The organism is Inhella inkyongensis (assembly GCF_005952805.1).
Classification (GTDB): domain Bacteria; phylum Pseudomonadota; class Gammaproteobacteria; order Burkholderiales; family Burkholderiaceae_C; genus Inhella; species Inhella inkyongensis.
In genome coordinates, this window is record NZ_CP040709.1 from 2,845,184 (window position 1) to 2,858,133 (window position 12,950).

Annotated in this window: 11 protein-coding genes and 1 tRNA gene; 2 read left to right on the forward strand and 10 right to left on the reverse strand. The window is 63.5% G+C overall.

The genetic code is table 11. The features are described 5' to 3' along the window. The 9 genes from FF090_RS13470 to rpsB all read right to left on the reverse strand — a co-directional run bounded on the left by FF090_RS13470 (nt 1) and on the right by rpsB (nt 8,829). On the reverse strand, nt 1–510 hold the full coding sequence (locus FF090_RS13470) for an OmpH/Skp family outer membrane protein (RefSeq protein ID WP_138857212.1): 510 nt from the start codon (nt 508–510) through the stop codon (nt 1–3). After that, nucleotides 510–2,822, reverse strand: a complete 2,313-nt coding sequence (gene bamA / locus FF090_RS13475) for an outer membrane protein assembly factor BamA (protein WP_138857213.1) — start codon at nt 2,820–2,822, stop codon at nt 510–512. The genes FF090_RS13470 and bamA overlap by 1 nt, the downstream gene beginning before the upstream one ends. Before the next feature lie 150 nt (nt 2,823–2,972). Then, nucleotides 2,973–4,169, reverse strand: a complete 1,197-nt coding sequence (locus FF090_RS13480; protein WP_138857214.1) for a 1-deoxy-D-xylulose-5-phosphate reductoisomerase — start codon at nt 4,167–4,169, stop codon at nt 2,973–2,975. Between the two features lie 21 nt (nt 4,170–4,190). Next, nucleotides 4,191–5,018, reverse strand: a complete 828-nt coding sequence (locus FF090_RS13485; protein WP_138857215.1) for a phosphatidate cytidylyltransferase — start codon at nt 5,016–5,018, stop codon at nt 4,191–4,193. Next, nucleotides 5,012–5,740, reverse strand: a complete 729-nt coding sequence (uppS, locus tag FF090_RS13490; RefSeq protein WP_138858394.1) for a polyprenyl diphosphate synthase — start codon at nt 5,738–5,740, stop codon at nt 5,012–5,014. Before uppS ends, FF090_RS13485 begins: the two co-directional genes overlap by 7 nt. 8 nt (nt 5,741–5,748) lie before the next feature. Beyond that, the gene (gene frr / locus FF090_RS13495; RefSeq protein WP_138857216.1) at nt 5,749–6,309 is read right to left on the reverse strand and encodes a ribosome recycling factor; all 561 of its coding nucleotides are present in this window, start codon (nt 6,307–6,309) and stop codon (nt 5,749–5,751) included. Between the two features lie 19 nt (nt 6,310–6,328). Continuing rightward, the gene (gene pyrH / locus FF090_RS13500; protein WP_138857217.1) at nt 6,329–7,039 is read right to left on the reverse strand and encodes a UMP kinase; all 711 of its coding nucleotides are present in this window, start codon (nt 7,037–7,039) and stop codon (nt 6,329–6,331) included. Between the two features lie 78 nt (nt 7,040–7,117). Further along, nucleotides 7,118–8,014 carry a translation elongation factor Ts gene (gene tsf, locus FF090_RS13505; protein WP_138857218.1) on the reverse strand — a complete coding sequence of 299 codons (897 nt, stop codon included), beginning with the start codon at nt 8,012–8,014 and terminating at the stop codon, nt 7,118–7,120. A gap of 71 nt (nt 8,015–8,085) precedes the next feature. Beyond that, complete coding sequence (gene rpsB, locus FF090_RS13510) at nt 8,086–8,829, reverse strand: 30S ribosomal protein S2 (RefSeq protein ID WP_138857219.1); 744 nt, start codon at nt 8,827–8,829, stop codon at nt 8,086–8,088. Between the two features lie 194 nt (nt 8,830–9,023). Between rpsB and FF090_RS13515 the strand changes: the two genes are divergently transcribed. Then, complete coding sequence (locus tag FF090_RS13515; protein ID WP_246071422.1) at nt 9,024–10,538, forward strand: NAD(P)H-hydrate dehydratase; 1,515 nt, start codon at nt 9,024–9,026, stop codon at nt 10,536–10,538. A 22-nt stretch (nt 10,539–10,560) separates the two neighbouring features. On the opposite strand, the gene rnr is transcribed toward FF090_RS13515, so the two are convergent. Beyond that, entirely contained in the window at nt 10,561–12,714 is a 2,154-nt protein-coding gene (rnr, locus tag FF090_RS13520; RefSeq protein ID WP_246071576.1) for a ribonuclease R, read from the reverse strand. A 108-nt stretch (nt 12,715–12,822) separates the two neighbouring features. Between rnr and FF090_RS13525 the strand changes: the two genes are divergently transcribed. After that, nucleotides 12,823–12,907, forward strand: a tRNA-Leu gene (locus FF090_RS13525). The last annotated feature ends 43 nt before the right edge of the window (nt 12,908–12,950 follow it).

The window sequence follows — 12,950 nt, forward strand, 5'->3', positions numbered from 1 at the left end:
TTACTTCTGCGCGTTCAGCGCGTCGATCACGCGCTTGGTGATGTCCACACGGTTGCTGGCGTGGATGGCATCTTGCAGGATCAGGTCGAACTTCTCGGCCTCGAAGATCTGTTTGATGACCTTGTTGGCGCGCTCCACCACCACCTGCAACTCTTCGTTGCGACGGGCCTGAGCGTCTTCCTGGAACTCGCGGCGCTTGCGCTGCAGATCGCGCTCGGTTTCCACCAACTCGCGCTGGCGGCTGGTGCGCTGCGCCTCGGACAGCAGAGGTGCGTCCTTCTCGAACTTTTCTCCGGCCGCTTGCAATCGGGCCGCAGCGTCCTTCAAGTCTTTCTCGCGGCGGCCGAACTCGGCCTCAAGCTTGGCCTGCGCCAACTTGGCCAGATTGGACTCGCGCACCACGCGCTCGCTGTTGACGAAGCCAATCTTCAGGTCTTGCGCCGAGACACCGGCCAAAGGCAGGGCCGTCAGGGCGGCCAGGGTCAATGCACGCAGGCTCATGGCAATCATCAGAAGGAGGTCCCGATCTGGAATTGGAAGCGTTCGATTCTATCGATAGGTTTGGAGCGCAAGGGCTTGCCCCAGCTCAAGCGCAGGGGACCGACCGGTGAGATCCAGGACAGGCCGATACCGGCCGAAGCACGCAGGGAATCCACATTGACCGGTTCGTACTTGCTATCGGTATTCCACACGTTGCCGGCATCGGCGAAGGCGAACAAGCGGAAGGTTCGATCCTTGCCTGCGCCAGGAACCGGAATGTAGAGCTCGGTATTGAAGTTGATCTTCAAATTGCCGCCGCTGCGCGCGCCCGTGTTGTCGACCGGGCCCAGCGAGCCGCCCTCGAACACCCGCACCGAACCCAGGCCACCGCCGGTGAAGGTCTTGAACACCGGGAAGGTACGTCCGCTCAGACCTTGCCCGGCGCCCACCTCGCCGTTCACGAGCAGCGTGAACTTATTGCCCAGGGGGAAGAAGCGTTGGTACTGCAGATTCAGTCGCCCATAGCGCGCATCGCCCAAGGGGCTGAACTCCAGGTTCACGCGTTTGAGGCTACCGGCACTGGGGGACAACAGGTTGTCACGACTGTCATTGGCCCAGCCGATGGTCAGGGGCAATGCAGAACTGCTGCGCCCGAACTCACTGGCGTAGCGGAAGATGTTGTTGGGCACGCCCACGGTCTCGGTGATCTTGGTGCGCTCATAGCCCAGGCCGAAGAAGACCGTATCGAACTCAGCAATGGGAACGCCATAAGTCAGCCGCCCGCCTTGGGATGCGAACTCATAGACCTCGCCCAGATTGCTCAGCGGTTTGGAGGTGCGGTAGAACAGGTCGACCCGACGCGACACCCCGTCCTCATTCGAATAGGGATCACCCAAACCCAGCACGATGGCGCGGCCGACGCGCGAGGTGTTGAGTTCCACCTCCATGGAACGGCCTGAACCCAGGAAGTTGTCCTGACGCACAGAACCCGTCAGGGTCACCTTGGTCTGGCTGGAGTAACCCGCACCGAATGTGATATTGCCGGTGCTGCGCTCCTTGACGGTCAGCACCACGTCCACCTGGTCGGGGGCGCCGGGCACTTCCACGGTGTCGATTTCGACCGACTCGAAGTAACCCAGACGATCCACGCGGTCGCGCGAGGCTTTGATGCGCTGGCCGTCGTACCAGGCCCCTTCGAACTGGCGGAACTCGCGGCGAATCACTTCGTCGCGGGTCTTGTTATTGCCGGCCACTTGGATGCGCCGCACATAGGCGCGACGCTCGGGACTGGCCGCCAGGGTGATGGTCACCTGCCCGGTGGCGCGGTCGATGTCCTGCCGGGCATCCACGCGCGGGAAGGCATAACCGAAGCTGCCGTAGTAGTCGCTGAAGGCGCGCGTGGTGCGCGACACCAGCTCGCCCTGATAAGCCTCTCCAGGCTTAATGGCAATCAGCTGCTTGAAATTCTCTTCCTGGCCGAGCAGATCGCCTTCGAGCTTCACAGCCGCCACCGTGTAGGGCTGGCCTTCATTCACCGTGACTGCCACGGCGATGCTCTGCTTGTCGGGGGAGATCGTCACCTGGGTCGACTCGACCGCAAACTCCAGATAGCCCCGGTTCTGGTAGTGCGAACGCAGGGTCTCCAGATCGGCGTTGAGCTTGGCGCGCGAATAGCGGTCCGTCTTGGTGTACCAACTCAACCAACCCGTTGCCGACTGCTCCAGCAGGCCCAGCAGCGTGGACTCGGAGAAAGCCTTGGTGCCCAGGATGCGAATCTCCGCAATCTTGGCGGGCTGCCCCTCCACCACCGAGAACGCCACGTTGACACGGTTGCGCTCGATGGGCGTGATGGTGGTGGTGACCTCGGCGCCGTAGAAGCTCTTGGTCAGGTACTGGCGCTTCAGTTCTTGCTCTGCGCGGTCGGCCAGGGCACGGTCAAAAGGGCGGCCCTCGCCGATGCCCACATCCTTGAGCGACTTGGTCAGGGCTTCGTTGTCGAACTCCTTCAAGCCCGTGAAGCTGACATTCGCAATGATGGGTCGCTCTTCGATGACGACGACCACCGCATCACCATCGATCTGGATGCGCACATCCTTGTACAGACCGGTGGCGAACAGGGCGCGCAGTGCCGCCACACCCTTCTCATCGCTATAGGTGTCGCCAATGCGGAAAGGCAGGCTGGCAAAGATGGTGCCGGGGTCGGTGCGTTGCAGGCCTTCGATGCGAATGTCGCGCAGCTTGAAGGGTTCGACCGCCCACGCCGGTGCATGGATCGCACCACACAGCAACAGGGTCAGCAGGGACGAGTGAATGCGCGAGCGCGAGCGTTCGAAGGCGGCCATGCAGGAAAGAGAGTGAGATCCGGTAGGAGGGTTGAGCGGCTTGGGCCACTCAAGGCAAGGGGGTCGGTTTGAGGTGACCCGCAGCGCCTCGTAGCAAGGCGCCCGCGCAACCCTCGAGAACTGTGCGGTTCATGATAACCGAGGGCCTGCTCAGCCCCGGGCGATCACGGCCTGGGCCTGGCGACGCGCGCGCGCGTCCAGGGCCAGCAGGCCTTCCACGCTGGCCACCTCGTCGGCAGCGGGCTGCACAGACTCCAGGCAGGCCGCCACCGTGGCGGCGATGCCCGTGAAGCGCAGGCCGCCAGCCAGGAAGGCGGCGACCGCCACCTCATTGGCCGCATTCAACACTGCCGTGCTGCCTTCGGGGCCCCGCAGAGCCTGCCAAGCCAAGTCCAGCGCCGGGAAGCGCCGCAGATCTGGGGCCTCGAACTGCAGGGCCGGCACATTGAGCAGATTGAGTGCTGCAGCGCCCGACTCCACCCGCTCCGGGAAGGAGAGTGCGTAGGCAATGGGCACGCGCATATCGGGCGTTCCGAGTTGGGCCAACACGGAGTTGTCGCGGCACACCACCATTGAATGGATGATGCTTTGCGGGTGAATCAGCACCTGGATCTTGTCCGGCGGCAAAGCGAACAACCAGCGCGCCTCGATCACTTCCAGGCCCTTGTTCATCATGGTGGCGGAGTCCACCGAAATCTTGCGCCCCATCACCCAGTTGGGATGGGCGCAGGCCTCATCGGGCGTCACGGCATGCAGACTGTCCGGATCACGCTGCCGGAAAGGCCCTCCTGAGGCCGTCAGCACGATGTGATCAATGACCTGGGGCCAGCGCGCACGCGCCTCTGGCAAGCACTGGAAGATGGCCGAGTGCTCTGAATCCACCGGCAGCAAGGTCGCGCCGCCCTGCTCCACAGCCTGCATGAAGAAGGCACCGCCCACCACCAGGGCTTCCTTATTGGCCAACATCAGGCGCTTGCCAGCCCGCGCTGCTGCAAGGCAGGGGCCGAGCCCCGCGGCACCCACGATGGCCGCCATCACCGCATCCACCTCGGGGTGGCCAGCCAATTGCTCCAGCGCCTGGGCGCCTACCAGCACTTCGGTGGCCAGTCCGGCGGCTCGCAGCCTCCCCTGCAGAGCCTGCGCGGCATCGGCTTCGGGCAGGCAAGCCCAGCGCGGCCGATGGGCCACGCACTGCTCGAACAACACATCGGCGCGGCTATGGGCGGAAAGCGCGACCACCTCGAACCGTTCGGGGTGGCGCGCCATCACGTCGAGAGTGTTGCCGCCGATGGACCCCGTGGAGCCCAGTACGCAGACCCGCAATCGGGTCAAAGATTTTTCAGACATAGAACCCCTGCGGGCTGGGCTTCAAATCAGGGCAAGTGCCACAGGCAAAACCGGCAAGAGCGCATCGATGCGATCCAGCACACCGCCATGCCCGGGCAGCAATTGACTGCTGTCTTTGGCACCTGCGGCCCGCTTGACCAAGGACTCGAACAGGTCACCGACCACGCTCAAGGCTGTGAGCACCAGCAGGGCCAGCCCCGCCCCCAGCCAACCCAGCCGCTGATTCAAAAGTCCGTAAAGACTCGGGCCATCGACCCAGGGCTGGACGTCGATCCACTGGCTCCAGAACACCGCCACGATGGCAACGCCCACCATGCCGCTCCACACGCCTTCCCAGCTCTTGCCGGGGCTGATGGCGGGCGCCAGCTTGCGCCGGCCCATGGCCCGCCCCCCGAAATAGGCAAAGACATCGGCCGCCCATACCAAGCACATCACCGAGAGCAGGGCGTTCAGTCCCAGGGACTTCCAAGTCACCAAGGCCAACCCGGCCGGCAACAGCAGCAAAGGCCCGACAACCAGGCGAAGCGACTGCGGCAAACGCGACCAACCGGGCGCCGCTCCCCGCAAGGCCCAAGCTCCGCCCATTACCCAAATTGGCAAAACCAATTGCCAAAACGCTTGGGGGATGACGGGCAGCGCCCAGACAGCACCCGCATTCACGCCGAGCACCACGGCGCCCAGCGCAATCGCCCGCCCCTGCTGCCAACCGTTGAGCCGCGCCCACTCCCAGCCCGCCAAGCTGACCGTGAGTGCCGCGAAGAGCGCAAAGGGCCAAGCCTGTGCAGAGCCCAGCACCGCCGCCAGCAGCGCCAACAGCACCACAGCGGTGATGACGCGCTGCTTCAGCATGCGCTCACCGCGCCGGCAGCCTTGACGCCGCCAAAGCGCCGGTCACGCTCCTGAAACGCGGCAATCGCGCGGTCCAGGTCTGCCTCGGAGAAATCGGGCCAGAGGCAATCAGAAAAGACAAACTCGGTGTAAGCGACCTGCCAAAGCAAGAAATTGCTGATCCGCACTTCACCGCCGGTGCGGATGAAGAGATCCGGATCAGGGGCGTGGCGCATGGCCATGAATTCGCCCAGCCGAGCCTCATTCAATTCCTGCGCCGGCACGCCCGCCTCGATGGCTTTGCGACAAGCCTGCACGATGTCCCACCGCCCGCCGTAATTGAAGGCCACGTTCAGGATCAAGCGCTGGTTGTGCGCAGTGGCCTGCTCGGCCTCGTTCCAGGCCTTGCGGAGCTTCTCGGGGACCGCTTCGCGGTCTCCGATGATCCGAATCTGGACGCCCATGGCGCCCATGCGGGCCAAGTACCGGCTGACGGCAGCCAGTACCAGCCCCATCAGCCCGCTGACCTCATCCGAAGGCCGCTTCCAGTTCTCTGAAGAGAAAGCGAACACGGTCAGCTGTTCGACCTGTCGATCGATGCAGGCCTGAACAACACGGACCAAGGCGTCGACGCCCGCCTTATGCCCAAAGAACCGCGGCAAGAACCGCTTTTTGGCCCAGCGGCCATTGCCATCCATGACGATGGCGATATGGCGCGGCGGAGCGACCTGGGTATCCGTCATCTCGAACGTCAAACCGCCAGGATCTCGGCTTCCTTGGCCGCGAGCAGCTTGTCGATCTCGGCCACGGTCTTGTCGGTGAGCTTTTGCAGCTCATCCAGCGAGCGACGTTCCTCGTCCTCGGTGATGGCCTTGTCCTTGAGGAGGCGCTTCGCATGCTCGTTGGCGTCGCGGCGCACATTGCGCACCGCTACCTTGGCGTCTTCGCCAGCCCCCTTGGTAACCTTGACCAGGTCACGACGACGCTCTTCCGACAGCGGCGGCATGGGCACGCGGATCAGTTCACCTTGAGCACTGGGATTCAAGCCCAGATCGGACTCACGGATGGCCTTTTCGACCTTGGCCGCCATGGGCTTTTCCCAGACCTGCACGCTGATAGTGCGGGCATCCAGCAGGCTCACATTGGCCACTTGGCTGATGGGCACCATAGAGCCGTAGTACTCCACATGCACCTGGTCGAGGATGCCGGGATGGGCGCGACCGGTACGGATCTTTTGCAACTCGGTCTTGAAGGACTCGATGGACTTGGCCATCTTGGCCTCGGCCGTCTTCTTGATGTCAGCGATGCTCATAGGAATGTTCGTCGGGAAATCAAACGTGAACCAGGGTGCCTTCGTCGTGGCCCATGACCACGGCCTTCAAGGCGCCAGGCTTGAAAATGCTGAAGACGCGAATCGGAAGCTTTTGGTCACGGCACAGCGCGAAGGCGGTCGCGTCCAGCACCTGCAGATTCTTGGTGATGGCTTCGTCAAAGCTCAGGCGCGAATAACGGGTGGCGCTCGGGTCCTTCTTCGGGTCGGCGGTGTAGACGCCATCGACCTTGGTGGCCTTGAGCACGATCTCTGCACCAATCTCAGCACCGCGCAGCGCGGCCGCCGTATCGGTGGTGAAGAAAGGGTTGCCAGTGCCGGCACCGAAGATCACCACCTTGCCCTCTTCCAGGTATTGCAGGGCCTTGGGGCGCACATAGGGCTCGACCACCTGCTCAATGCCAATGGCTGACATGACGCGCGCCGTCATGCCTTCCTGGCGCATGGTGTCAGCCAGGGCCAGGGCGTTCATCACGGTGGCCAGCATGCCCATGTAGTCGGCCGTTGCGCGGTCCATGCCGACCGACCCGCCGGCGACGCCGCGAAAGATGTTGCCGCCGCCAATCACCACGGCCACTTCCACACCCAGCTGCGTGACTTCCTGGATCTCGCGCACGATGCGCACGATGGTTGCGCGATTGATGCCAAAGGCGTCGTCGCCCATCAGGGCTTCACCAGAGAGCTTGAGCAGGATGCGTTTATGAGCGGGCATGGGCAGGTCTTTGAGTGAGGGCTTTTACCAGTGTAAAGGGCGCCCGGAGGCGCCCTTTTATTGCGGGGTCAGAACGACTTACTGGCCCTTGGCGGCGGCCACTTGGGCGGCCACTTCGGCGGCGAAGTCGTCCACCTTCTTCTCAATGCCTTCGCCCACCACGTACAGAGTGAAGGCCTTCACAGCGGTGCTCTTGTCCTTGAGCATCGCGGCAACCGACTGCTTGCCATCAGGAGCCTTGACGAAAACTTGGTCCAGCAGACTGATTTCCTTCAGGTACTTGGCCACCGCACCGTCGACCATCTTGGTCTGGAACTCTGCCGCCTTGCCCGACTCAGCAGCCTTTTCGGCGGCGATCTTGCGCTCTTTCTCGATCAGCTCGGCCGGCACATCGGCCGACGACAGGGCCACGGGCTTCATCGCGGCCACATGCATGGCGACATCCTTGGCGGCAACCTCATCGCCGTCGAAGGAGACCATCACACCGATGCGGGTGCCGTGCAGGTAATGGGCCAGCTTGCCGCCAGCGGCATAACGCTGGAAGCGGCGAATGGTCATGTTCTCGCCGATCTTGCCGATCAGACCCTTGCGCACATCTTCCACCGTGGGGCCGAAGCCCTCCTGGCTCAGCGGCAGCGCCGACAGGGCGGCCACATCGGCAGGGTTGCTGTCGACGATCAGGTTCGCCAGGGCATTGGTGAAGGCCAGGAACGCGTCGTTCTTGCTGACGAAGTCGGTCTCGCAGTTGATTTCAACCAGCGCACCGACGTCGCCCTTCACAGCGGCGGCGATCACGCCTTCGGCGGTCACGCGCGAGGCGGCCTTGCCTGCCTTGTTGCCCAGCTTGACGCGCAGGATCTCTTCCGCACGGGCCAGGTCACCCTCGGCCTCGGTCAAGGCCTTCTTGCATTCCATCATCGGGGCGTCGGTGCGGGCGCGCAGCTCGGCGACCATGCTTGCGGTGATAGCAGCCATCATTCTCTCCAGGGGATTTGCTTGGAAAAAGGGGGCCTATAGCCCCCTTTGAATCGTGTGAGGGGAAAGGCTTAAGCGCCTTCGCTGACCTCGACGAACTCGTCACCGCTGGCCACGGCAGCGGCCAGTTCTTGGGTGGCGTTGGCACGGCCTTCGAGCACGGCGTCAGCCATGGCCTTGGCGTACAGCATGATGGCCTTGGCCGAGTCGTCGTTGCCAGGGATCACGTAGTCGATGCCCTCGGGCGAGTGGTTGGTGTCCACCACGGCGATCACGGGGATGCCCAGCTTCTTGGCTTCCGCCACGGCGATCTTGTGGTAGCCGACGTCGATCACGAACAGGGCGTCGGGCAGACCACCCATGTCCTGAATGCCGCCGATGTTCTTTTCCAGCTTGGCGATATCACGATCGAACATCAAGGCTTCTTTCTTGATCTTCGGCTCAGTACCGGCATCCTTGCTGGCCTGCATGTCCTTGAGCTTTTTCAGCGAACCCTTGACGGTCTTGAAGTTGGTCAGCATGCCGCCGAGCCAACGCTGCTCGACGAAGGGCATGCCGGCGCGCTGGGCTTCCATGGCGACGATGTCACGGGCCTGGCGCTTGGTGCCGACGAACAGGATGTTGCCGCGCTTGGCCGACAACTGGCGCACGAACTTCAGGGCTTCCTGGAAGGCCGGCAGGCTCTTTTCCAGGTTGATGATGTGAATCTTGTTGCGATGGCCGTAGATGAAGGGGGCCATCTTGGGGTTCCAGAAGCGGGTCTGGTGTCCAAAGTGGACGCCGGCTTCCAGCATTTCACGCATAGTGACGGACATGAGTCTCTCCGAAGGTTGGGTCTGAAGCCGGGCCTGACCATCTTGCGATGGCACCATTCGGGGCCTGGCTCGCGATTGAACGCTCGCAGCTTGAAGGCTTCGCCTTCACGCCGCGCTACCACTAGGTTGAAGTAATTTGATTTGCACAAAGCGCTGGGCCATTGCGCAAAACCCAAGGAGTATAGCGGGTTTCGATGAATTCTGAGCCCCACCGGGTCCTACCCCTCAATGAGCCCCTCGCCTTGCGCTGCGAGCAGCAGTTGCGCGAGCGGGAGCTGGCCATGGGCCGGCCGGGGGCCCCACCTCTGATGGAACGCGCTGGCTGGGGCGCCGCGCGGCTGGCCCGCGCACTGGCACCCGGAGCACGCCATGTCGCACTGCTGTGTGGCCCAGGCAACAACGGAGGTGATGGACTGATCGCCGCCCGGCATCTTCATCAGCAAGGGCTCCAGGTCAGCGTTCACCTCATCGGCGGGAGCCCACGCACCGAAGCCAATCGCCATGCACTAGCACAAGCGCAAGGCTGTGGCATAGCGTGCAGCCTCGATCTTCAGATTGCCCCGCGAGCGGATCTGGTCATCGATGCCATGCTGGGGCTGGGCCTGCGCCGCCCTCTTCAAGGCGAGTTCCAGAAGGCGGCAGCGCTGCTGGCCCAGCACAGCGGGTTGCGCCTGGCGCTGGACCTGCCCAGCGGCCTTGACGCCAACACCGGCGCCGATTGGGGCGCGGCACCCTGTGATCACACGCTGAGCTTTTTAGCCCTTTCACCGGGTCTTTTTACCGGCGCCGGACGGCAGTTGGGCGGAACGGTTTGGCTGGATGGCCTAACGGACGGCACGGAGCCACCTTGGGCACACCCCCCAGCCGCCTGGCTACGGGGCGCCGAGGCGCTGACGCCGTGGCCCGAACAGGGTGCGCGCGGCCGCTGGCCACATGCGGGTCACAAAGGCACACAAGGTGATGTCTGCATCCTGGCAGGCGCAATGCCCGGCGCCGCACAGCTTGCTGCTCAGGCAGCCCTGGAGGCAGGGGCTGGCCGTGTCTATGTGCAAGGACTTGCTGCCCTGAACGCGGTCGAGCTGATGGCTGCGCCCGCAGAGCTGCCCTGGTTGCACAACGTCTTTGTGGCCGGCTGTGGCTGGAGCGAAGCCCAAGAAGAACGACTGGCAAACGTCCTGCACCAGGCCAAGCAGCTTGTGCTGGACGCAGGCGCGCTCAACGCAATTGCGCAATCAAGTGCCTTGCAGCGGCTACTCGCAGCGCGCAGCAGCTGTGCGCAGGAGACGGTGATCACCCCTCACCCACTGGAGGCCGCCCGCCTGCTCGGCATGGACACATCAAGCCTTCAGGCCGATCGCCTGGCCAGCGCCCAACTGCTGGCCGACCGACTGAACTGCACAGTCATTCTGAAAGGCTCGGGCTCGGTGGTGGCCAGCCCAGGCCAGGTGCCCAGCCTGAACAGCACCGGACACGCCGCCCTGGCAAGCCCCGGCACCGGCGACGTGCTCGCCGGCTGGCTGGCCGGCCTCTGGACTCAGTCGAAGAAGCTGGCGCCGCACGAGCTCGCAGTGCTGGCCGTCGCTTGGCACGGAGCTGCCGCTGATTTGGCTCCTCTTGGGGGCGGTCCCTTGATTGCCAGTCGACTGATCCAGGCAATGAGCACGCTCCACCCGCATCGCGCCTGCCGACTGGCGCCCACGACGCGCTAAATCCCACCCAGACCCAAGCCGCTCAGCGTCGCGCCCCCTTGCCGCGCAGGGGAACGCTAGAGGCCCGCGCCGGCTTGGCCCGCTGCGCCCGCTCGCGCCGCGCCTGTTTCAACTCGCGATCCTCAAGCTCTACACCCCGCAATTGCTCGACCGCCGATCCCGGCTGCGCTCCCTTTCCGCGCGGCCCGGGTTTGGACGCCGCCTTGGCGGGCACAGAGGCTTTGGCTGCAGCCGTTTGAAACAGGCGGAACTCGATGCGGCGACCGTCCAAATCCACGCGGCTGACCTGCACATGCAAGCGAGCCCCGATTCCGTAACGGATTCCAGTCCGCTCGCCACGCAACTCCTGGCGCGTCTCATCCAGCCGGAAGTACTCACCTCCCAGTTCGGTCACATGCAGCAAGCCCTCCACGAACAGGGACTCCAACTGCACAAAGACACCAAAGGGCGTCACCGCCGTCACATGGCCCAGATAGTCCTCACCCAGGCGATCGCGCATATAGCGACACTTCAGCCAGGCCTCGACATCGCGTGAGGCCTCGTCGGCTCGTCGTTCATTGCCGCTGCAGTGCAGACCGATCTGCTCCCAAGCCCCGAGAGCCTGCTCTTGCGCCTGCCGCCCGCGACCCGTGGCACCCCCGAGGGAATAGCGCTTGCCAGCCAGCAAAGCCTTGATCACCCGGTGCACCAACAAGTCCGGATAGCGCCGAATCGGACTGGTGAAGTGCGTGTAGGCCGAATAGGCCAATCCAAAGTGGCCGTTGTTATAGGGCGTGTAGAGCGCCTGCTGCATAGAGCGCAGCAAGAGCATGTGGATCTGCGCGGTATCCGGACGGTCCTTGGTGGCCTGCGAGAGCGCCTGCAAATCGGCCGGCTTGAGTTTTTCCGGCAGGTCAATGTTCAAACCCAGGGAGCGCAAAGCGGCCAACAAGGTTTGGCGCTTTTCTTCGGTCGGCCCCTCATGAACCCGGAACAACGCCGGATGTTCGGCCTGCTCGATGAACTCGGCCGCACAGACATTGGCGGCCAACATCGCCTCTTCGATGAGGCGATGGGCCTCATTGCGCATGCGCGGAACGATGCGTTCGATGCGGCCGTTCTCATCACAGACGATCTGCGTCTCCGGCGTGTCGAAATCCACTGCCCCGCGCCGCCCCCGTGCACCCAACAAGGCCTTGTAGACACCATGCAGATGCAAAAGATGCGGCAACAAGGCGCTACGGCGCTGAGCTTCCGGGCCACGCGTGTTCGCCAACATCGCAGCCACTTCGGTATAGGTCAGCCGGGCATGCGAACGGATCACAGCCGGATAGAACTGGTAGGCCTCAGTCTCACCGGTTGAAGACACCGCCATATCGCAGACGAGAGTCAGCCGCTCGACATCGGGATTGAGCGAGCACAGGCCATTGGAGAGCTTCTCCGGCAGCATGGGGATGACGCGACGCGGAAAGTACACCGATGTCGCGCGCTCAAAGGCATCGGCATCCAGGGCCTCGCCCATCCGCACGTAGTGACTCACATCGGCGATGGCCACCAGCAGTCGCCACCCCTCCCCACTGGGCTCGCAATAGACCGCATCGTCAAAGTCGCGCGCGTCCTCACCATCAATGGTGACCAACTCGACATCGCGCAAATCCACACGCCCCTTGAGGTCGAGCGCTCGCAACTTTTCCGGCAACTTTGCGGCTTGAGCCAAGGTCTCGGCCGAGAACACATGCGGCACTTCGTACTTGCGCACCGCAATTTCGATCTCCAAGCCCGGGTCGTCGATATCACCGAGCACCTCGGTAATCCGACCGACCGGCTGCGCATACAGCGTGGGGGGCTCCGTCAGCTCCACCGCCACCACCTGCCCGGGACGCGCCTGTGCCGTCGCACCCTTGGGAATCAGGATGTCCTGGCCCATGCGCTTGTCTTCCGGCGCGACCAACCAAACCCCCTGCTCCAGCAGCAAGCGGCCGATCAGCGGACGCTTGCGCCGCTCCACAATTTCCAGGATCCGACCTTCGGGCCGCCCGCGCTTGTCAATGCGGACCACTCGCGCCCGTACCTGATCCCCATGAAGCGCCGCCCGCATCTCATTGGGCGGCAAGTAGAGATCCGGACCGCCGCCCTGCAGGAGCACGAAACCATGCCCGTCACGGTGCCCCTGTAATGGACCGCAGACCTCTTGCAGCAAGCCCGGCGCCGCGCTCGATTCCGATGGGCTTGTCAGTTTGGCTTTTTTGATGATATAGTCCTTGTCTTTCCTGCAGCGTACCTCAGCAATGAGGCCTGTAGCGAAGCCCAGGTGGCGGAATTGGTAGACGCACTAGTTTCAGGTACTAGCGGGTAACTCCGTGGAGGTTCGAGTCCTCTCCTGGGCACCAACACTCAAAAAGCCAGCACATTGTGCTGGCTTTTTTCTTTCCA